This window comes from Polaribacter sp. OB-PA-B3 (assembly GCF_054589375.1).
This window is the reverse complement of sequence record NZ_BAAIIX010000005.1, coordinates 185733-206992: the sequence shown is the minus strand read 5'-3', so window position 1 is coordinate 206992 and position 21260 is coordinate 185733. Positions and strand designations below refer to the sequence as shown.

The following is a 21260-nucleotide window of genomic DNA, read 5'->3' as shown; positions in this document are numbered from 1 at the left end:
ACATCCCTTTAGATTCATGTTAAAAATCTAGGATATTTTAGAGTCATTTTTTATATTAGATTTATAAGTTTCTAAAAAAGAACAAATTATGGCATTCTATAATAAAGTAAAATGGGTTTTAGGTATTCTAATGGTTTTTGTGCTAATTGTTGCAACAAATTTAATCGATAGAAATAATTTTTTACGTGTTAAAGATTCTGTGGTTACAATTTATGAAGACAGACTTGTTGTGAATGATTTGATTTTTGAAATGTCTAAAGCTATTCAAGAAAAAGAATTGGCAAGCATAAAATCGGACTCCGTTTTTTTCTTAACCGAAAACAAAAAAATAAACAAAGATTTACAAAATAATATTTTAAAGTACGAAGAAACAAAGCTAACTGCTAAAGAAGTTAAAGTTTTTAATAATTTAAAACAAAATCTTAAAAATGTAAACGATTTAGAATTATTGCTATTAAAAAATAAATTTGATAATAATAAAGGTTTAGAAAAGGCTATAATAAAAGTTAAAGAGAATTTATACCAATTATCTAAAATTCAATTAAACGAAGGAGGTAGGCAAATGTCTATTAGTAAAAAGGCAATTGATACTGTAGAGTTGTTTACTCAATTAGAAATTTATATTCTAATCTTTTTAGCAATCGTTATTCAAATAATTGTAATTTATAAGCCGAAAGAAGAGTGATCTTATATTATAATCAACATTTATAAAAAATATAAATACCTAATCTTTCAATTCGATTTTAGAGTTACTTTGTGCTAACAATTCTAAATAATCTTCCGTTTTAAAAGAATTACTACTAAATCTAGAAGTTCTATTTCTACCTTCTTTTTGACGAATAATAGACCTTGCATAACGTCTAATTTCGTCTTTACATGTTAAAATAATTCCGGGTACTGGTGTACTTTTTCCATTTTCATCTTTTGCTACCATAGTAAAGTAAGAAGAGTTACAATGCTTTTTTTCACCGGTTCTAATGTTTTCAGATTCTACACGTAAACCAACAACCATAGAGGTTCTACCAGTATAATTTACAGATGCTTTAAGCGTAAGTAGTTCACCAACTTCTATAGGATTTAAAAAATCTACTTTATTTACAGATGCAGTTACACAATAATTACTAGAGTGTTTAGATGCGCATGCAAATGCTATTTGATCCATTAAGTTTAGAATATGACCACCATGAATTTTTCCACTAAAATTAGAGTGCGAAGGCAGCATTAACTCTGTTATTGTTAATTGAGATTCTTCTATACTTTTAAATTTTTTCATAATGCCGTTAATTTTTTCCTCTAAAATGTGGTGAATCTTCTCTTGTTACTTCTGTAATAAAGTATTTGGTATCGCCTAACCAAAAGAAAGATGTGTAACGTTCTTTATAAGATAGTTTTACATATTTACCTTGATGCTTCTGTAAATCTTCAATAACTTTTTTGTTTTTATCTTCAACAGAAAAAGCAAAAATTTGTGCTCCAGAAATTCCTTGACTAATTTCTCCTTCCCAAGTTTTTACTAGAACTCCTTTTCTACTAATTTTTATCAATTCGCCAGATCTTACACCTGTACTATAAGTTACAAAGTAAATAAATACATAATACAACACAGTTAGTATTATTGCACTAGATATTAAAACGCCTAAAATTTTTTTCATAAATCAAAAATACAAATCTAAATTTTAGTAATTATTAATTTTTAAAGGATTTTACGATAAACAAGCTTTATATAGTAGTGATTTATAAGAATCAGTTTTTTTTGTAATCTATTTACAGTAAATTTGTGTACTTCAAAAAAAAGCAAAATGAACTACATTTTATTTGATAGTGATGCAAGACAATCATTATTACCTTTTACATATACAAGACCTGTTGCAGATATTAGAATAGGAATTTTAACCATTCGAGAAAAATGGGAAAAACACTTAGGTTTAACTACAACAACTATAACAGAGGAATATTTAGAAGAAAAATTTCCGATGGTAGAAATGGAAAAAAACATTTTAATAAATGCTTCTTTTTGTCCAACTGAATCTTTAGTAGAAAAAATTAAAAATCTTTCTGAGAACGAAGCAATTTTTAAAGGAGATAATGTAATTGCGTTCTATACCACAGATTCGCAAGAAGAAGTAGATTTTGAGCAATACATGCAAATAGATTTTAATGAAGATGTAATTCATGTTAAAAATACTTGGGATATTTTTACGCTTAATGGAGAAGCTATTAAGCAAGATTTTAAACTGATTACAGAAGGAAAAACTTCAGCACCAATTCCAGAAGGAGTTCAAGTTTTAAATAAAGATAATATTTTTATAGAAGAAGGAGCAAAAGTTATTTTTGCTACATTAAACGCATCCGAAGGACCAATTTATATTGGTAAAGATGCTTTGATTATGGAAAGTTCTAACATTAGAGGTCCTTTTGCAATGTGTAATAATGCAGTTGTAAAAATGGGTGCAAAAATATACAAAGACACTACAATTGGTCCTTTTTCTAAGATAGGAGGAGAGGTAAGTAACTCTGTTATATTTGGCTATTCGAGTAAAGGGCACGATGGATATTTAGGGAATTCTGTTTTAGGCGAATGGTGTAATTTAGGTGCAGACACAAACAATTCTAACCTTAAAAATAATTATGCAGAAGTAAAACTTTGGAGTTATGAGTCTGGTCGTTTTGCGAAAACAGGTTTACAATTTTGCGGATTAATGATGGGAGATCATTCTAAATGCGGAATTAATACAATGTTTAACACAGGTACTGTTGTTGGTGTAAGTGCAAATTTATTTGGCAGCGGTTTTCCTAGAAATTTTGTACCATCTTTTAGTTGGGGTGGTGCAGCTGGTTTTACAACCTTTCAAATGAAAAAAGTGTATGAGGTAGTAACTGCTGTAATGAAAAGAAGAAGTTTAGTTTTTGATGAGAAAGACCAGAAAATATTAGATCATATTTTTGAAGAAACCAAACAATATAGAAATTATTAAGTATAAAAATAGATTAAAAAAAGCCAAAATGAATTTTCATTTTGGCTTATTTTTATACTAAAAATTCTATTAATTTCTATCTACGATGCTACCAGAACCAACAGATTTACTGTCTACGTGTTTTGGATTTCCCTTGTAATATATGCTACCAGAGCCAACTAGTTTTGCTTTGATTTTATTTTTTACTGTAATCTTAATACTACCAGAACCAGCAATTGTTGCAGAGATTTCATCTGTAGTTAAATCATAAGCTCTTATACTACCAGAACCTGCTATTGAGCATTGCAGTTCGTTGGTATTTCCTTTTAAATCAATATTACCAGAACCACCAATATTTGTGTTTACAGCATCTGAGTTTATTTTTAAGTTGATATTACCAGAACCACCAAGACTTACATTAAAATTATTAGATTTTATAACTTCTTTACTAATTACATTACCAGAACCGCCTAAAGCAACACTTTCAATATCATTAAAAGGTACCGTAACCGTTAACCTTTTTGTTGTTCTAATATTGGTGTTTTTTTTATATTTAATTTTTAAAATTCCGTTATTAATTTCTGTTTCTATGTATGGTATTATATTTTCCTCACCTTCTATTGTAAGGTTTCCTTCTGTACCTTTTATTAAAATAACATCAAAAGAACCACCAGCAGCAATACCTCTATAGTTATTTGTGCTTCTTTTAACAGTTACAACATTTCCGTTTCCTTTAATTTTTTCACTTTTTCCCCACCAATTTTGTGCATTTACAGAAAAAGTTAGTGATAAGAATAAAAAAGCTAGAGCTATTTTTTTTGACATGATTTTCGTTTTTTGGGTTGATTTTATTTTATTTCTCTTCAATTCTAACGCTTCCGTATTGAGAATTGATGTTTATTTTTGCGTTTGAATTTCCTAATCCGTATTTACCTTCGTAATATTTTTTTGTTGATTTAGAAATGCTTTTGTAAAGTTCTATTTTGTCGTCATCTCTTTTAAAACCACTATATTGTAAATCTATAGTAAACATAAAAGAAATATTTGGTTCAACCGTTATTTTAATTCCTGTATACTGACCCGTAATATCTATTTTTTCAAACCCTTTTTTAAGATTTTTAATTGTTAAAGAACCATAATCTGTATTTACAGAAAGTTGTTTTCTTACCGTGCCAAAACGTAAAGCTACATAATCAGAATTTCCGTCTATATTTTCTGCATCATTAATTGTTATAGAACCATAATCTAAATTGAAATCAACAGTTTTAGCTTTATCTAATTTAATTGTAGAATAGTCTGCATTTATTTTTAAATTTTCTGAATTATCTATGGCAAGCTTCGAATAATCTGCATCTATTTCTCCGCTTTTCATATAAGCAATTGTAGAAGATGAGCAGTAATCTAAATTTATATCGTTATTTTCTGCTGATAATTCCCCAACAGAAATTTTACCATAATCGCAGTTAATAACTGCGTTGCCAATTAAGTTTCCTAAATAAATACTACCGTAATCGTTGTCTAAATCTACAGCATTTGTTTTTGGCATTTTAATGATATAATTTACCTTATAATTGGTGTTTTTACTTTTTCCCCACCAAGACCAGTTACTTTTCTTCTCGCCAAAAATTGTTTCTGCTTCTACCATAGATTTTGTAGTATTAAAATCTATTTTTATAGAATTTAATTTAGATTCTACTTCATCTAAGTCATCACCTTTTACAGTAATTTTTACTTCGATTTCTACTGAGTTTTTATTCCATGTTGTTATATTAAGATCGCCATATTTGTTATTAATAATAACTTTTGCATTCTCATTAACAGCATAACTTTTAGATATCGTTTTTGTTCTTTCGTGTTTCTTATCATCAGTATTTGCAAAAGCCACAAAAGGGATAAAAGTTAAAAAAAGTGCTATTTTAAATATAAATTTCATCCTGAATATTGTTTAAATTTTTTAATTTATCTATTTGGTTTAAAGTCTCTTCTAAAATGTCTAAGCGTCTTTGATAATTTTTAATCATTGCGTTAATTACACTTCTTTGTTTACCGTTTTTGTTAAGGTCTACAATAAAGACTTTATAACTATCTTCTAATTCTTCTAGCTCTTCTAAAGCATGTTCTATAATGGTTTCTGTTTCTAAATTTCGATTACTTTCTAAAGTTTTAATTTCTTGATTAATTGTAGATACAAAATAGTTTTGCACTTCTTCCATCTTAGGAGAAACATCAGCTAAGTCTAATTGCCTTTTTTGATGATTGCTACCCAACCAAAAACCTAATACTAAAACAACAGAAGCGGCAACACTTAACCATTTCCAAGAATTTTTCTTTTGTTTTGGATAGTTTAATTTTCTTTCAAATCGTTCTAAATGACCAGTGTTCGGTTCTTCAAAATCAAAATTATTTTCAGAAAAAAATTGATGTAATTTATCTTCCATATGCTTGTGTTTGTAAATTTTCTGCAAGTAAAACTTGCTTTAATTTTTTCTTTGCTCTAGAAACAGTAGTTCTTACATTTTCATTGGTGTAATCTAATATTTGCGAAATTTCTTCATAATCGTAACCCTCTACTAAATGTAAATTTAAAACAACTCTGTAATTCTCTTTTAAACTTTGCAAACAATTAAGTACAGTGTTAGCTTTAAATCCTCTGTAATCTATTGTTTCTTCTTCAACTTCATCATCAGTAACAACTGTCATCTTTACTTCTTGATATCTGTTGTTTTTCTTTAACTGTGTTAAACTTTTATTAATTACTATTCGTTTTAACCAAGCACCAAAAGTAACTTCTCCTTTATACATTTTCATTTTTGTGAAAGCTGTTAAAAAAGCTTCTTGTATCAAATCTTCTGCTTCAAATTCGTTTTTCAAAATGCGATAAGCTACATTATACATAGCTTTATAATAGCATTTGTATAATTCTAGCTGCGCATTTTTGTCTTGCTTTTGGCAGCGCTCTAATAGTTTGGTTATATGTGGTTGATTAGTTTCCAATAAAATGGTTCTATTCTATAGACAAAATGCTTTTTAAAATGTGACACTTTTAAAAAAATAAAAGTAAACTTTTTTAAAAGAATGTAATATTTTTAATTTAATTGCTGATTTTTAGATACTTAATATTGATAAATATGCCAAAAAAAATCTCGAAACAAACGTTCGAGATTTTTTATAAAGTATGTAAAGCAGTATTACATTGCTCCCCATTCTTTTAAAGAAGCCTTATTCATTTTTATATAACCTGCATTTTTTGCTATTTCTGCATATTTTAAAGATTGTTTTGCAGCAGCAATTGCACTTTTCTTGTTTCCTGCTTTTGCATGAATTAAAGATTGTTTGCGTAAATACCAAAATTTAGGAGCATTTGCAGACATTGCAACCGCTTTATCAATCCAAGTTTTTGCTTTATTAATGTCTTTACCTGCTTCTAAATAATAAGATGCAGCTGCATACATGTCGTTTGCAGATGGTCCGCTCATCAATTTTTCTATATTTTTAGAAACCATTACATCAGTTGGAGTTTTAAACTTTAAACCAACATACGTGTTTTCCCACATAATACCGATTACAGCAGAATCATTTGTCAAATCATCAAAACTAATTGTAAATGTTTCAATTACCATAGGTATGTTTTGTGCGGCAACTGTTACTTTAGCAGCTACTTTAGTTTCATCCCATTTTGCAGGATTTCCCCAATTTGTTGCATCAGAATATAAAATGATATCCCAATTTTTTTGACCAGGAATTGTGTACAAAGCGTAGGTACCTTTTTTTACGGGTTTACCATTTACAGTAATATCTGTAGAAAACGTAACTTTTGTATTTTCATTTGCACCCGTTCTCCAAACTTTACCAAAGTCTTCTAAACCTCCAAAAATCTTTCTACCTTTAACACTTGGTCTAGAATACTCAACAGTAACATCTGTTAAACCAACTTTTTGTTCAATTTTTTGAAACGGACTTGGTGCAGGTGTCTCAATTTGCGCGTTTGTAGCAATTGTTGTAGCCAAAACAAATAAGCTTAATATAATTTTTTTCATTTTATGTAAAATTTAATTTTTAGTTAAAATCAAAATTACGACATCTATTAAAGGTAAATGTTAACAATATCTTAAAAGAAAGCAATGTATCTTTGTTGCTTATATTCTAAAAAATGAAAAAATACTACTCAGAATTTATAGGAACTTTTTCTATGATTTTTTGCGGAACGGGAGCAATGACGATTAATGAAGTTACAGGAGGTGATGTAACCCATGTTGGTATTGCAATAACTTGGGGTTTAATTGTAATGGCGATGATTTATGCATTCGGAGAAACCTCTGGAGCACATTTTAATCCGGCAGTTACAATTGCTTTTGCATATGCAAAAAAGTTTTCTTGGTTAGAAGTACCAAAGTATATTATTGCGCAAGTTTTAGGGGCTTTTGTAGCAAGTTTAATATTATTATATCTTTTTCCTGCAAGTGAGACCTTAGGAGCTACCATACCAACAGTAGATGTTGGAAGAGCATTTGTTTTAGAATTATTATTAACTTTCTTTTTAATGCTTGTAATAATTAATGTTTCTACAGGTAGCAAAGAAATGGGAATTATTGCAGGTATTGCAGTTGGTGCTGTTGTTTTATTAGAAGCTATGTTTGCAGGTCCAATTACAAATGCATCTATGAATCCGGCCAGGTCTCTAGCACCAAATATTGTTACTGGTAACATAAAAGTACTTTGGTTATATATAATAGCACCAATTTTAGGCGCAATTTTAGCTGTACTATCCTGCAAGTTAATTAAAGACGATAATTGTTGTGATGAAATTTCTTGTTAGATAATTTATAATTTTTTTGAATGAAAAATGTTAGTATACTAGGTTGTGGTTGGTTAGGTAAGCCTTTAGCAGTTTCTTTTTTAGAGGAAGGTTATTTTGTAAAAGGATCTACTACATCAGAAGAAAAAATTACAGATTTAGAGGCCTTAGATATAGAATCTTATATTGTTAATATTTCTGAATTTGAAGAGTTTGATACTTTTTTAAATACAGATATTTTAATCATTGGAATTACCTCAAAAGATATTGATGGTTTCGAAAATTTGATATCTCAAATTCAAAATTCTAGTGTTCAAAAAGTTATTTTTATTAGTTCGACATCTGTATATGGTAGAATTAATAAAGTTGTTACGGAAGAGGATGATGTTTTAAATACACCATTAACTGAAATTGAAGATTTATTTAGAAAAAACACTTTTTTCGAAACAACAATAATTCGTTTTGCTGGTTTGTACGGAGGCGAAAGACATCCTGCAAATTGGTTTAAAAACGGAAATAAAATTCCGCAACCAAAAGGCTTTGTAAACATGATTCATAGAGAAGATTGTATAGAAATTATACATGAAATTGTAGCACAAAATTGTTGGAATACTACTTTAAATGCGTGTTCTAATCATCACCCTACAAGAAGAGAATTCTATACAATTGCTAAATTAAGTAGAGATTTTGAAACGCCAGAATTTGAAAATAATGATGTTTATGAATGGAAAATTATTTCATCAGAAAAATTGCAAAAAGTTTTAGATTACACTTTTATTCATGACGATTTATTATCCATATAAATTGATTAACTATATTTTCTTTTTCTTAGATAATTAAAAGTAATACCAAAGGAAATTAATAAAATTAAAGGCAATATTAGGTTTAAAAACTGCCAAAAAGTTCTTTCTTTATAAGCTTTTTGTTTGTCTAACATCTTAATTTTTAATGTCTTGTTTCTTAAAGCTAACAAACCAGCATCATCTAATAAATAATCTACAGCATTTAATAAGAAATCTTTGTTTCCAAATTGTTGATTCGTCCATTTATCTCTAGCCAAATCGTATGGTTGTCCTTTTAAGATTTGATTTTTCCCAATATCTCCATCAGAAATCACAATCATTTTATTTGGTTTTGATTGCTCTTGTAAAAGCGGTGTTTTAAATGGTTTTACTCTATTTTTGTAGGCTGAATTGAAAGAACCTTCTAATAAAACGGCAAATAATTGATGACCGCCTTTGTAATCTGTTTCAATAACTTCATCAGCAATAGATTGTAGTTCAATAATTTTTGGTGTTCCTACTTTTTGTGTTAATAAAGAACTAACTAATAAAGGTGTTTTTTTAATATTATTTTTAAGAGTATCGATTTGGTTTGCAAACTGTAATCTAACCGGAGAAACGTTTTTTGTAATTGTATTATTCGGATTTCCGTTAACTAACGGATGATAAAACCAATCTAAATTTTTAAACTGCGGTTGATTTGCAACCTGACCTGTTGCAACCGGAATCTTTGCCGAATATAAATCTTTAATCAAGCTTGTATTTATTCGAATTCCGTAAGCGAACAATAAATTTGTTAGACCTAAATCTCTAGGATACGCTAACATTTTACCTGAATTGGCCAAACTATCTTGATCTGCTTGCACATTATCAATCATCCATAAAGTTTTACCTCCGTTGGTAATAAATTGATCTAAAACAAATTTTTCTTTATCCGTAAATTTTACAGTAGGTTTCGCAATAATTGCTAAATCTAAATTAGATAAATCTTGTAAAGTTTTGTTAGCATTAGTTTCTACAGAATCTAAGGTAAATTTTGCTAATCTATATTTTTTTGCGACTTCACTTAAAAAGCTATATTGATAAATATCTTTCAATTCTCCGTTACCAGTAATTATGGCTACTTTTTTTTGCGCTTTTAATTGAATAGTATGTATGGCATTTGTAAAACTATATTCTAAATTTTCAATAGCTTTTTGCAATTGTTCTTCTTGTGATGCTACAATAGCATTTGGTAATAAAGAAACAATGGTAGATTTAGATCCCAAACTAACCTCTGCCCAAGGAAAAATAATCGCTTCAGACATTTTACCCTCTTCTTCAACAGTTAATTGACTGGGCATCATACCTTTTTTTATTAAAGCTTCTCTTTGGTTGTCTGGATTTTCGAAATTAATTTTTATTCTCGAATTTTGCGAAGACAATTCTTCTAAATATTGTTGAGTTTCTACTTGTAATCGTTTAAATTCTGATGGAAAATCACCTTCTAAATAAACTGTTATAAATAGATTTTTATCAACTTCAGAAATAATATTTTTAGTAGTTTCAGATAAAGTATATCTCTTGTCTTTTGTAATATCTAGCCTTTTGTAAAAAGATTGGTTTAGCAAATTAATGCTTACAAGTAAAACAATTATAATCGATATGTTTTTTATAGATTTATTCATTTTCTAAACGGGTTTTTGTAATGAATAAAAAGAAAAATGTTATGCTTAAAAAGTAAATAATATCTCTGGTATCGATAACGCCTCTAGAAATACTTTTAAAGTGCTCGTTAATACCTAATTTCTTAATAACATAGTTGTTGTCTAAAGAAACTGAAATGGCGTCGAAACCATAAAAAAGTAAAAAAGTAATTAAAACACCTAATATAAATGCAACTATTTGGTTTTTTGAAAGTGTAGATGTAAATAAACCAATAGCGGTATACGTTGCCGCTAAAAATAATAAACCAATATAAGAACCAATTGTTGCACCTATATCTAAATTACCAACAGAACTACCTAATTGATAAACAGTATATACATAAGTTAATGTTGGTAAAATTGCTATAATCACCAAAAGTAAAGCAGCAAAAAATTTACCTAAAACTATTTGCCAATTAGAAATTGGTTTCGTTTTTAAAAGTTCTATAGTACCATTGCTATATTCATCAGCAAAACTTTTCATGGTTATTGCCGGTATTAAAAATAAAAATACCCAAGGAGCTAAATAAAAAAACGGATTTAAATCTGCAAAACCTGCATTTAAAATATTAAAATTGTCTTTAAAAATCCATAGAAATAAACCGTTAATTAATAAAAAGACGCCAATAACCAAATACGCTATCGGACTCGAAAAAAACGAATTGAATTCTTTTTTTAGTATTGCAATCATTCCTAAAATTTACTTTCTAATTTAAAAATTCTATTATAATTAAATGTGCTACATTTTCTTTCTGGTAAAAAAACAAACCCATGTTTTTCTAACAACGCAATAGAAGCAATATTATTTTTATGTGTAAAGGCTTCTATGGTTGTTAATGCTAAATTCTTAAATCCAAAGGTAATTACTTTTTGCAAGGCCTCAGACATAAATCCTTTTTGATGAAATTTTGGCTTTAGTTTATAACCTATTTCTGCATATTTATTAACTTTAGAAATGTTATGTAAAACAATACTTCCTATTATTTGATTTTGAAACTCAATTAACCAAAAGATTCTTTTATGCTGATTGTATAAAGAATTACAAGAAGCTACAAATGCAGAAGCTTCTTCTAAATTCTGAATTCTTTTTGTAGCTACAAACTTATTTATTTCTTCACTAGACCTTAATTCTAAAACAACAGCAACATCTAAATCGGTTGCTTTTCTTAAAATTAATCTTTCGGTTTTTAAAACCGGATATTCAGCGAAGTTAAAATTCATTTATTGTAAGCTAACTTTTTTATCGACACTCCAAGCAGCAGGTTTGTCGTTAAAGAAAACTTTAGTTTTTGCCCAAACATCTTTAAAAAGTGCTGAGTTTCTGTAGTTTTCTAAATCTTGTTCTTCGTTCCAATAAGAGTATGTAAAAAATATATCTGGATTGTTTTTATCTTGATATAATTCTAATAATTGGCAACCTTTAGAACCTCTAATAAATTCTTTTTTTTCTTCGAAAATTGATAAAAAAGTAGGTATGTGTTTCTGATGAAAACTCATCTTTACAATTCTTACAAACATAGTTTAGTTTAAAGTGGTAAATTCTTGTTTTGGCTCGTTAATAAAATTTATGGTAACAGTATCTCGATATGCCAAACCTAATAAAGAACAAGCGCCACCAACAGTATCTAAATTGCTTCTATAAATTGCAATTTCTATATAATTTGCAGAATTAAAAATAGCTAATTTATGGCCTTCGTATTGTTGATTACTGTATGCGCTGTTAGATGCAACTTCGTTATATTTAGAAAACACTTTTGTAAATTTGTGTTTTTTAGCATTGATTTCGAAATTTCTTCCTTTACCAATTTCTTGAAACATTTTTTTACTGATGTTTGTAATCACATTTCCGTAGTTATCTATATAAACGATGCCTCCAATAATCTGATCTTGAGATTGATTTACCTTTGGCTGTATTTCTATTATTGTTTTAAATTCTGATATTTCTCTTCCAATTACAGTTAAATTTCCACCACGAGCAATAAAGCAAGCAACTTGTACAAAAACTTCTAATACAGGAAAACTACTTTCTATTCTGTCATGAATTGTAATTTCAACAATTTTAGTTGGTTTAAATTCGGCAACAATCATCGAAATAATTCCGTTATCTGGACACACAAAATAATGACCATCCAACTCTAACGCAATATGCTTGTTTTCTTCACTTAATTCAGAATCTACACCAATAACATGCACAGTTCCTTTAGGAAAACTTTTATAAGAATTCTTTAAGATATATGCAGTTTCCGTAATATTAAATGGCGAGATTTCATGCGTAATATCTACAATTTTCGCATCTGGAAGTTCAGAGTAAATAGCCCCTTTTACAGCACCTACAAAGTGATCTTTCGTTCCGAAATCTGTGGTTAAAGTAATTAGAGACATTAATTTTTTAGCTGTTAATTAATTGTGTAAAAGTTGTTAACTATTTATCGCAAATCTAATCATTTTAGAAATTTTATTCGCTATTTTTAGTTGAAATAAAATTGATATCAATCTATAAAAAATAAACATTTGAACGAACGCATTATAGAGCTAGAAGAAATAAACCCAAAAGACTTTTTTGGGGCACATAATAGTACCATAGAACAATTAAAAAGATATTTTCCGAAGATAAAAATTGTAGCAAGAGGATCTAAAATGAAAATTTATGGCGAGTCAGAACTTTTAGACGAGTTTGAAATTCGATTAGATCGTTTGATAAAATATTACAATCGTTATAATAAATTAGATGAAAATAGTATCGAACGTATTTTAACATCTAACGGAAACGAAGAAAAAACAACGGCTTCTAAAAAAGCAAAAGATGTTTTAGTACATGGTGTTAGCGGCAGATTAATTAAAGCACAAACAGAAAACCAACGTAAGATGGTTACTTTAATGGCTAAAAATGATATGTTATTTGCAGTTGGTCCTGCAGGAACAGGTAAAACATATACAGCAGTTGCTTTAGCTGTAAAAGCTTTAAAAGAAAAAGAAGTACGTAGAATTATCTTAACAAGACCTGCAGTAGAATCTGGCGAGAACCTAGGTTTTTTACCAGGAGATTTAAAAGAAAAATTAGATCCTTATATGCAACCTTTGTATGATGCGCTAAGAGATATGATTCCGCATGAAAGATTAGAGTCTCATTTAGAAAAAGGAGTCATTCAAATTGCACCATTAGCATTTATGAGAGGTAGAACTTTAGACAATGCTTTTGTAATTTTAGACGAAGCACAAAATACAACACACAGTCAAATGAAAATGTTTTTAACCAGAATGGGTAAAAACGCAAAGTTTATAATTACTGGCGATCCTGGCCAAATAGATTTACCAAGAAAACAAGTTTCTGGTTTAAAAGAATCTTTACTAGCTTTAAAAGATATTGAAGGGATTGCACAAGTTTATTTAGACGATAAAGATGTTGTAAGACACAGATTGGTTAAGAAAATTATTTCTGCATACAAAAGCATAGAAACAGAATAGAGAATGATTAAAATAGAAAAAGATAAACTAGGTTTACAAGACTATTTTTACATTGGTTATCTGTATTTAATAATTTTAGGAATTGTAAGTGATGCAATCTTCTACGGAATTTTTGGTGTTACTTATTTAAATTATACCACCATTTTAGACGCTTTAATATCTCCTATAAGTTTGCTTGCAAATAATTGGATTTTATCTCTTTTCCTAATTTTTATGTTTGGTCTATTGTATTTATATCTAACCAGATGGATGCCTAAATTGTATAAGTATTTAAGAGTTAAAAAATGGTATCAAAAAATATATAATGTAGAAAAATGGGATAAGAGGTATGCTAAAATTGAAGATAAAAACAACCTATTGCCAGGGTTAATGTTTTTGTTTTTTTTACTTTTTGTATCTATGAGAACTGGTATGGGAATCGGAATGAAACAAAAATATCAATCTAGAGAAATCACTCCAAATTACACACTAGTTTTTAAAGATAATCTAAAATTAGATGTCAGAAAAATAGGACAAAATTCGGCATATTTTTTCTATTTTATTCCAGGAGAAACAGAAATAACTGCTACACCAATCAGCGATAATTTAAAGCAAATAAAACGTTTAAAAAAGAAGAAAAAATAACTTTTTAAATTACTATTTTTGCAGACTTAACAACACAACAACTAAAATGAATACAATTAACGAAACTAATTTTAAGTTTCCGAATCAGAAATCTGTTTACAAAGGTAAAGTAAGAGAAGTTTATAATATAGATAATGAACTTTTGGTAATGATAGCCACAGATAGATTATCTGCATTTGATGTTATTTTACCAAGACAAATTCCGTTTAAAGGGCAAATTTTAAATCAAATTGCAACCAAAATGATGAATGATACAGCAGATATTGTTCCGAATTGGTTACTTGCAAATCCAGATGAAAATGTAGCCATTGGTCATTTATGTGATCCTTTTAAAGTAGAAATGGTTATTAGAGGATATGTTTCTGGGCACGCAGCAAGAGAATATAAATTAGGTAAAAGGTTGCTTTGTGGTGTAGAAATGCCAGAAGGATTAAAAGAAAATGATAAATTTCCAGAACCTTTAATTACGCCTTCTACAAAAGCAGATAATGGCGAGCATGACGAAGATATTTCTAGAGAAGACATTTTAGCGAAAGGAATTGTTTCTGAAGAAGATTACATCGTTTTAGAAAATTATACAAGAGCTTTATTTAATAGAGGAACTGAAATTGCAGCTAAAAGAGGTTTAATTTTAGTAGATACAAAGTATGAATTTGGTAAAACAAAAGATGGTAAAATTGTTTTAATTGATGAAATTCATACACCAGATTCTTCTCGTTATTTTTATGCTGATGGTTACCAAGAAAGACAAGATAATAACGAGCCACAAAAACAATTGTCTAAAGAATTTGTAAGACAATGGCTAATAGAAAACGGTTTTCAAGGAAAAGAAGGACAAGCAATACCAGAAATGAGCGATGAAAAAATCATTGAAATTTCTAACAGATACATAGAATTATATGAACAAATTACCGGAGAAGCTTTTACAAAAGCAACTACTGATAATGTTTTAAATAGAATTGAAAATAATGTGCTGAAGTTTTTAGCTTCAAAATAAATCATCTCGAATTTAGTTCGATAAAAAGTAAACAAATTCACTCGTTTAGGCAGTAATTATGTCAATTCGAGTGATTTAAATTTTAATCAACTATAACATAGAGAACAAACAAACAACAAATGATTATAGAACCAAGAACAAGAGGATTTATATGTTTAACATCTCACCCAACAGGTTGTGAGCAGAACGTAATCAATCAAATAGAGTATATAAAATCAAAAGGAAAAATCGACGGAGCAAAAAAAGTATTGGTAATTGGTACCTCTACAGGTTTTGGTTTAGCATCTAGAATTACAAGTGCATTTGGTTCTGATGCTGCAACAATTGGTGTTTTCTTTGACAAGCCAGCTACAGAAGGAAGACCAGGTTCACCAGGATATTACAATACTGCCGCATTTGAAAAACATGCACATAAAGCAGGTTTGTATGCAAAAAGTATTAATGGCGATGCATTTTCTAATGAAATAAAAGAAGAAGTTGTAAATCTAATTAAAGAAGATTTAGGACAAGTAGATTTAGTAATTTACAGTTTAGCATCACCAGTAAGAAAACACCCAAATACAGGTAAAAGATTTAAATCTGTATTAAAACCAATCGGAGAAGTTTTTACAAATAAAACTGTAGATTTTCATACAGGTATAGTGTCAGAAATTTCTATAAATCCTGCAGAAGGAGAAGATGTAGAAAATACAGTAACCGTAATGGGTGGTGAAGATTGGAAAATGTGGATGGATGCTCTAAGCAAAGAAAATTTATTGGCAGAAGGCGCTACAACAGTTGCTTATTCTTACATTGGCCCAGAAGTTACAAAACCAGTTTATAGAAACGGAACAATTGGTGCTGCAAAAGATCATTTAGAAGCAACGGCTTTTACAATTGCAGAAGATTTAAAAGCAATAAATGGTAATGCCTATGTTTCTGTTAATAAAGCTTTGGTTACACAAGCAAGTTCGGCAATACCTGTAATTCCTTTATACATATCTTTATTATTTAAAATAATGAAAGAAAACGGAACTCACGAAGGCTGTATCGAACAAATTCAGCGTTTGTATAGCGAACGTTTGTTTGGTGGTGATTTAGCTTTAGATGAAAAAGGTAGAATTAGAATTGATGATTTAGAAATGAAAGAAGAAGTACAAGCCAAAATTGCTGAACTTTGGAAAGATGCAACATCAGAAAATTTAGCTGAAATTGGAGATTTAAAAGGTTACAGCGACGAGTTTTTTAATTTATTCGGGTTTAAAGTAGACGGAGTAGATTACGACGCAGATGTAAATGAAGTGGTAGAAATACCAAGTATTAAATAATAATAGCCAATTTATTGGTTAAATTTGATAAATAATACCTTGCAATTTAATTTTGTGAGGTATTGTTTTTTTATCTTGTGGTTAAATTTTTTAAAACTTATGAAAGCAGTTACTATTAAGCAACTTAAAGATGAATTGTCTCATAAATCTGCCTCAGATTTAAAAGATTTATGCCTGCATTTAGCTCGGTTTAAAAAAGAAAATAAAGAATTGCTTGCCTATTTGTTATTCGAATCTCATGATGAAGAATCATTTATAGCAACTATAAAAGAAGAGGTAGATATGCAGTTTAGCGAGATTAACACTAAGAGTTTTTTTTATATTAGAAAAAGTGTTAGAAAAATATTAACATCAATAAAAAAACACTTACGTTATTCTAAGAAAAAAGAAACAGAAGCAGAATTGTTGCTGTATTTTTGTAAAAAATTAAAAGCTTTTAAACCGTCAATAAACAGAAGTACACGTCTGCAAAGTGTTTTTGATACACAGGTAAGAATGATAAAAAAAGCGATAGAAAAACTGCACGAAGATTTACAATACGATTTTCAATTAGAATTAAACGAATTATTAGAAAATGAGTAGAACAAGACCTGTATTAGAAAATTTAATAACAGATAATATGTCTGAAGCAGAAGTTTTTCAAAATAAAACTTTAAGGCCAGTTATTAAGATGCAACACAATTTGTTAGTTGCATTTTTTAAGAGTTATTTAAAGAAAAGAAAAATTGATTTTTCTGTTTTAACAGCTCAAAAGAAAAGAAGTAGAGTAAAGGCTATTTTTACAAAAGATATCAATTTTAAAAACCTAAATCTAGGTTTAATTATTGGAGATTTTTCGATGGAAGAATATGCGTTTTTCGATGAAAATTCATCAGAATTAAATAGAAGAATTTTACAGATAATTGTGCAAAGAATTCAAGATAGCTTAGATGAAATTTAAAAAAAGGTGTTAGTAATTTTACAAACACCTTTTTTAACATATAAATTTTAAATTATTGCTTCTTTTGTGCAGCTAATAATTTTTTCTGATATTTTCCTTGCACTACATCAACAATTACTAATACCGCTAAAACAAAGTAAAAAGTAGTTTTACTCATTGGTACAATTTCGTTGCCAAAAAGTTTAATATGTGCTAAATGTCCGCCTTCTGTAACTAACATTATTCCTACAATAAAAAGAATAAATAAACCCAATACCTCGTACATTCTGTTTTTTGCTAAAAAGCTAGAAATTCTATCAGCTAAAAACAACATTAACAAACCACTAATAACTATAGCAATTGCCATTACAATAAAAGCAGTTGTAGAATTTTCGATTTCACTAGTTAAACCGATAGCAGCTAAAATAGAGTCGAAAGAAAAAACAAGATTCATAATTACAATACTTGTTATAACTGCATTAGCAGATTTAGCTCTTTTAGAGTCTCCTTCAATATCATCATCTAAATTGGTAGTACCAATCATGTGCCAAATTTCTTTTATAGCCGTATAGATTATAAAACCGCCACCTAATAAAACAATGATGCTGTGTCCGTTAAATTCAAAATGAACAACATCTTTAATTTCACCTGTTAAAAAAGAAAAAGGTTCTTGAAAAAAATCGATGATAGAAACCAGTACAAAAAGTAAAACGATTCTTAAAACAATGGCAATTAAGATTCCTGTTTTTCTAACTTTTTTTTGATCTGCTACAGGTGCTTTTTTAGATTCTAAAGAAATATAAAGTAGGTTGTCAAAACCAAGAACCGCTTGTAAAAGTACAAGCATAATTAATGTAAAAATTACTTCTATCATAGTTTTTTATTGTTTAATAAGTATGAAGTTCAAATATATTTGGATTGTAGAAAATACACAATTAATATTCAATATACTTTTAACAATTTACTTTTAGGTAAATAAATATTTAACCAAAATTCTAATACTAACAAAGGCAATTAATATTGCAGTTGCCTTTTTTAATTGAATAGGAGTTAAGAAGTTGTTACTAATTCTACTGCCTATTTGGCCACCTATAAAAACGGTAAGTAATAAAATTGAAGTCAAATTCCAATCGATATTAAAATCAGGATTAGAATATTGTCCAATCAAACCAGCAATAGAGTTTACCAAAATAAAAAGACTTGCTGTAGCTGCTATTTTTTTAGGTGTATCCCAATTTGTAAGGTGTAAAAGTGGCGCTAAAAAAATACCACCTCCAATACCAACCATTCCAGAGATAAAACCAATAAATCCGCCAAAACTTATATTTTTAATAGTTTTAGACTTGTTTTTATCTTCATTTGAAGAAACTATTTTTTTTGAAAGCCACATGGTTATTGCTGCAAAAAGCAATGTAAAGCCTAATAGTATAAAAAAAAGATGCTGACTTATTTTTAGTTTTCCTCCTAAAAAAGCAAAGGGAATGCTGAGCAAAACAAGCGGAATTACTTTCTTTAAATTGAGTTTTTTTTGTTGAATAAAGAAAAACACATTACCTGATACCACAACAATATTACATAAAAGAGCAGTTGCCCTAATTTGTGTAAAAACGATTCCTGTAAGTGCTAAAATTGCCAAATAACTAGAACCACCACCAAAACCAACAGAAGAATATAGAACTGCAACTATAAAAAACAGCGAAATTAGATGCCAATTAAATAAAATTGATTCAAAAATGATTTGAATATCCATAAAGCAAATATAATTTTCTATTTTTATATACCTTACAATCTATAAAAGTAATTATGAGCAATTATCACATTAAACATTTAGAAGAATATTATCAAGTTTATAGAAAATCTGTTAGAGAACCAGAAAATTTTTGGGAAGAAATTGCAGAAGAACATTTTGTTTGGCGAAAAAAATGGGATAAAGTTTTAGAATGGGATTTTTCTAAACCAGAGATAAAATGGTTTCAGGGCGCTCAATTAAATATTACAGAAAATTGTATTGACAGGCATTTGGCAACTAGAGGAGATAAAACGGCTATTTTATTTGAACCAAACAACCCAAATGAACCATCAGAACATATTACTTATAAAGATCTATATAAAAGAGTAAATAAGTTTGCAAATGTTTTAAAAGAAAACGGAATTAAAAAAGGAGATAGAGTATGTATTTATGTACCTATGATTCCTGAATTGGCTATTGCAACCTTGGCTTGTGCTAGAATTGGTGCCATTCATTCTGTTGTTTTTGCAGGTTTTTCTGCAACAGCTTTAGCAACAAGAATAAATGATTCTGATTGCAAATTAGTAATTACATCAGATGGATCTTATAGAGGTGCAAAAACCATAGACTTAAAAGGAATTGTAGATGAAGCTTTAGAAAACTGTGCTTGTGTAGATACTGTTTTAGTTGCAAAAAGAATTAATTCAGACATTAACATGAAAGATGGTCGAGATAAATGGTTGCAACCTTTACTAGATTGCGCGCCTGAAGACTGTGAAGCAGAAATAATGAATGCAGAAGATCCTTTATTTATTTTATATACTTCTGGTTCTACAGGAAAGCCTAAAGGAATGGTACATACAACAGCAGGTTATATGGTTTACACCGCTTATACTTTTAAAAATGTTTTTCAATATAGAGAAAATGATGTGTATTGGTGTACTGCAGATATTGGTTGGATTACCGGACATTCTTATATTGTTTATGGGCCTTTAGCAAACGGAGCAACTACAGTTATGTTTGAAGGCGTGCCAAGTTATCCTGATTTTGGTAGGTTTTGGCAAATTGTAGAAAAGCATAAAATAAATCAGTTTTATACAGCGCCAACAGCAATTAGAGCGTTAGCAAAACAAGGAACAGAATTGGTAGATAAATACGATTTATCTTCTCTAAAAGTTTTAGGATCTGTAGGAGAACCTATAAATGAAGAAGCATGGCATTGGTATAATGACAATGTTGGTAAAAAGAAAAGTCCGATTATAGATTCTTGGTGGCAAACAGAAACTGGCGGAATCATGATCACTCCAATTCCGTATGTTACGCCAACAAAACCAACTTATGCAACGTTGCCTTTTATAGGTATTCAGCCCGCTTTAATGGATGAAAACAGCCAAGAATTAAAAGGAAACCAAGTAGAAGGAAGATTGTGTATTAAGTTTCCTTGGCCAAGTATTGCAAGAACTATTTGGGGAAATCATCAACGTTATAAAGAAACCTACTTTTCTACTTTTAATAATATGTATTTTACTGGAGATGGAGCCTTAAGAGATGAAGTGGGTTATTATAGAATTACAGGTAGAGTAGATGATGTAATAATTGTTTCTGGTCATAATTTAGGAACCGCGCCAATAGAAGATGCAATTAATGAGCATCCTGCAGTTGCAGAAAGCGCTATTGTTGGTTTTCCTCATGATGTAAAAGGAAGTGCATTGTATGGTTACATTACTTTAAAAGATGTTGGAGAAACAAGAGATCATGGTAATTTAAGAAAAGAAATCAATCAATTAATTGCAGATAGAATTGGACCAATAGCAAAATTAGATAAAATTCAGTTTTCAGAAGGTTTACCAAAAACACGTTCAGGTAAAATAATGAGACGTATTTTACGTAAAATAGCTTCTAATGAAATGGATAATTTAGGAGATACAAGTACATTATTAAATCCGGAAGTTGTGCAAAGTATTATTGATAATAGATTGTAAACTAATTTCTAGTAAGTTTTT

At 29.0% G+C, this 21260-nt stretch carries 25 protein-coding genes; 11 read left to right on the top strand and 14 right to left on the bottom strand.

From position 1 onward, the window contains the following. Positions 1 to 88 precede the first annotated feature (88 nt). Positions 89 to 685: an MCP four helix bundle domain-containing protein gene (locus ACYPV9_RS10985; protein ID WP_459743686.1), complete on the top strand. Its 597-nt coding sequence runs from the start codon at positions 89 to 91 to the stop codon at positions 683 to 685. Between the two features lie 39 nt (positions 686 to 724). On the opposite strand, the gene ACYPV9_RS10980 is transcribed toward ACYPV9_RS10985, so the two are convergent. After that, a complete protein-coding gene (locus ACYPV9_RS10980) occupies positions 725 to 1273 on the bottom strand; it encodes an acyl-CoA thioesterase (protein ID WP_299061609.1) in 549 nt (182 codons plus the stop codon). A gap of 7 nt (positions 1274 to 1280) precedes the next feature. Next, positions 1281 to 1652, bottom strand: a complete 372-nt coding sequence (locus ACYPV9_RS10975; protein ID WP_299061606.1) for a 6-phosphogluconate dehydrogenase — start codon at positions 1650 to 1652, stop codon at positions 1281 to 1283. Positions 1653 to 1799: 147 nt separating this feature from the next. Here ACYPV9_RS10975 and ACYPV9_RS10970 point away from each other — a divergent pair, with 147 nt between their 5' ends. Then, the gene (locus ACYPV9_RS10970) at positions 1800 to 2975 is read left to right on the top strand and encodes a GlmU family protein (RefSeq protein WP_459743683.1); all 1176 of its coding nucleotides are present in this window, start codon (positions 1800 to 1802) and stop codon (positions 2973 to 2975) included. 69 nt (positions 2976 to 3044) lie between these two features. On the opposite strand, the gene ACYPV9_RS10965 is transcribed toward ACYPV9_RS10970, so the two are convergent. The 5 genes from ACYPV9_RS10965 to ACYPV9_RS10945 form a co-directional block, all read right to left on the bottom strand. After that, on the bottom strand, positions 3045 to 3779 hold the full coding sequence (locus ACYPV9_RS10965; protein WP_459743681.1) for a head GIN domain-containing protein: 735 nt from the start codon (positions 3777 to 3779) through the stop codon (positions 3045 to 3047). Positions 3780 to 3807: 28 nt separating this feature from the next. Then, positions 3808 to 4887, bottom strand: coding sequence for a hypothetical protein (locus tag ACYPV9_RS10960; protein WP_459743679.1), 1080 nt, complete (start codon positions 4885 to 4887; stop codon positions 3808 to 3810). Beyond that, complete coding sequence (locus tag ACYPV9_RS10955; protein WP_459743677.1) at positions 4871 to 5392, bottom strand: hypothetical protein; 522 nt, start codon at positions 5390 to 5392, stop codon at positions 4871 to 4873. The genes ACYPV9_RS10960 and ACYPV9_RS10955 overlap by 17 nt, the downstream gene beginning before the upstream one ends. Further along, positions 5382 to 5948 (bottom strand): RNA polymerase sigma factor, encoded by a 567-nt coding sequence (locus ACYPV9_RS10950; protein WP_459743675.1) that lies wholly within the window; start codon positions 5946 to 5948, stop codon positions 5382 to 5384. The genes ACYPV9_RS10955 and ACYPV9_RS10950 overlap by 11 nt, the downstream gene beginning before the upstream one ends. A gap of 194 nt (positions 5949 to 6142) precedes the next feature. Then, a complete protein-coding gene (locus tag ACYPV9_RS10945; protein WP_459743672.1) occupies positions 6143 to 6991 on the bottom strand; it encodes a DUF2911 domain-containing protein in 849 nt (282 codons plus the stop codon). 113 nt (positions 6992 to 7104) lie between these two features. Here ACYPV9_RS10945 and ACYPV9_RS10940 point away from each other — a divergent pair, with 113 nt between their 5' ends. Both ACYPV9_RS10940 and ACYPV9_RS10935 read left to right on the top strand, forming a co-directional pair. Continuing rightward, positions 7105 to 7770 (top strand): MIP/aquaporin family protein, encoded by a 666-nt coding sequence (locus ACYPV9_RS10940; RefSeq protein WP_459743670.1) that lies wholly within the window; start codon positions 7105 to 7107, stop codon positions 7768 to 7770. Positions 7771 to 7790: 20 nt separating this feature from the next. After that, positions 7791 to 8552, top strand: coding sequence for a Rossmann-fold NAD(P)-binding domain-containing protein (locus ACYPV9_RS10935; protein WP_459743667.1), 762 nt, complete (start codon positions 7791 to 7793; stop codon positions 8550 to 8552). Positions 8553 to 8557: 5 nt separating this feature from the next. On the opposite strand, the gene gldG is transcribed toward ACYPV9_RS10935, so the two are convergent. From gldG to ACYPV9_RS10910, 5 genes are read right to left on the bottom strand one after another with little or no spacing between them, the layout of a single operon-like run. Beyond that, positions 8558 to 10198, bottom strand: coding sequence for a gliding motility-associated ABC transporter substrate-binding protein GldG (gene gldG / locus ACYPV9_RS10930; RefSeq protein ID WP_459743665.1), 1641 nt, complete (start codon positions 10196 to 10198; stop codon positions 8558 to 8560). Continuing rightward, entirely contained in the window at positions 10191 to 10907 is a 717-nt protein-coding gene (gene gldF, locus ACYPV9_RS10925) for a gliding motility-associated ABC transporter permease subunit GldF (protein ID WP_459743663.1), read from the bottom strand. The genes gldG and gldF overlap by 8 nt, the downstream gene beginning before the upstream one ends. A gap of 2 nt (positions 10908 to 10909) precedes the next feature. Beyond that, positions 10910 to 11437: a GNAT family N-acetyltransferase gene (locus ACYPV9_RS10920; protein ID WP_459743661.1), complete on the bottom strand. Its 528-nt coding sequence runs from the start codon at positions 11435 to 11437 to the stop codon at positions 10910 to 10912. Further along, positions 11438 to 11734 carry a putative quinol monooxygenase gene (locus ACYPV9_RS10915; protein ID WP_299061568.1) on the bottom strand — a complete coding sequence of 99 codons (297 nt, stop codon included), beginning with the start codon at positions 11732 to 11734 and terminating at the stop codon, positions 11438 to 11440. It lies immediately after the preceding gene. A gap of 3 nt (positions 11735 to 11737) precedes the next feature. After that, positions 11738 to 12598: an SAM hydrolase/SAM-dependent halogenase family protein gene (locus ACYPV9_RS10910; protein ID WP_299061565.1), complete on the bottom strand. Its 861-nt coding sequence runs from the start codon at positions 12596 to 12598 to the stop codon at positions 11738 to 11740. Between the two features lie 129 nt (positions 12599 to 12727). Here ACYPV9_RS10910 and ACYPV9_RS10905 point away from each other — a divergent pair, with 129 nt between their 5' ends. From ACYPV9_RS10905 to ACYPV9_RS10880, 6 genes are all read left to right on the top strand, one after another. Next, positions 12728 to 13681, top strand: a complete 954-nt coding sequence (locus tag ACYPV9_RS10905) for a PhoH family protein (RefSeq protein WP_299061562.1) — start codon at positions 12728 to 12730, stop codon at positions 13679 to 13681. Between the two features lie 3 nt (positions 13682 to 13684). Next, entirely contained in the window at positions 13685 to 14305 is a 621-nt protein-coding gene (locus ACYPV9_RS10900; protein WP_299061558.1) for a hypothetical protein, read from the top strand. Between the two features lie 46 nt (positions 14306 to 14351). Continuing rightward, complete coding sequence (locus tag ACYPV9_RS10895) at positions 14352 to 15302, top strand: phosphoribosylaminoimidazolesuccinocarboxamide synthase (RefSeq protein WP_299061555.1); 951 nt, start codon at positions 14352 to 14354, stop codon at positions 15300 to 15302. Between the two features lie 119 nt (positions 15303 to 15421). After that, entirely contained in the window at positions 15422 to 16609 is a 1188-nt protein-coding gene (gene fabV / locus ACYPV9_RS10890; RefSeq protein WP_459743656.1) for an enoyl-ACP reductase FabV, read from the top strand. Between the two features lie 99 nt (positions 16610 to 16708). Further along, complete coding sequence (locus tag ACYPV9_RS10885; protein ID WP_459743654.1) at positions 16709 to 17191, top strand: hypothetical protein; 483 nt, start codon at positions 16709 to 16711, stop codon at positions 17189 to 17191. After that, positions 17184 to 17549, top strand: a complete 366-nt coding sequence (locus ACYPV9_RS10880) for a glyoxalase (RefSeq protein ID WP_459743652.1) — start codon at positions 17184 to 17186, stop codon at positions 17547 to 17549. The genes ACYPV9_RS10885 and ACYPV9_RS10880 overlap by 8 nt, the downstream gene beginning before the upstream one ends. A 52-nt stretch (positions 17550 to 17601) precedes the next feature. Here ACYPV9_RS10880 and ACYPV9_RS10875 read toward each other — a convergent pair whose 3' ends face one another. Together ACYPV9_RS10875 and ACYPV9_RS10870 are read right to left on the bottom strand one after the other, a co-directional pair. Further along, positions 17602 to 18402, bottom strand: coding sequence for a TerC family protein (locus ACYPV9_RS10875; protein ID WP_459743649.1), 801 nt, complete (start codon positions 18400 to 18402; stop codon positions 17602 to 17604). Positions 18403 to 18495: 93 nt separating this feature from the next. Beyond that, entirely contained in the window at positions 18496 to 19278 is a 783-nt protein-coding gene (locus ACYPV9_RS10870; RefSeq protein ID WP_459743647.1) for a sulfite exporter TauE/SafE family protein, read from the bottom strand. A 53-nt stretch (positions 19279 to 19331) separates the two neighbouring features. Here ACYPV9_RS10870 and acs point away from each other — a divergent pair, with 53 nt between their 5' ends. Further along, positions 19332 to 21239, top strand: coding sequence for an acetate--CoA ligase (gene acs / locus ACYPV9_RS10865; RefSeq protein ID WP_459743645.1), 1908 nt, complete (start codon positions 19332 to 19334; stop codon positions 21237 to 21239). Positions 21240 to 21260 lie beyond the last annotated feature (21 nt).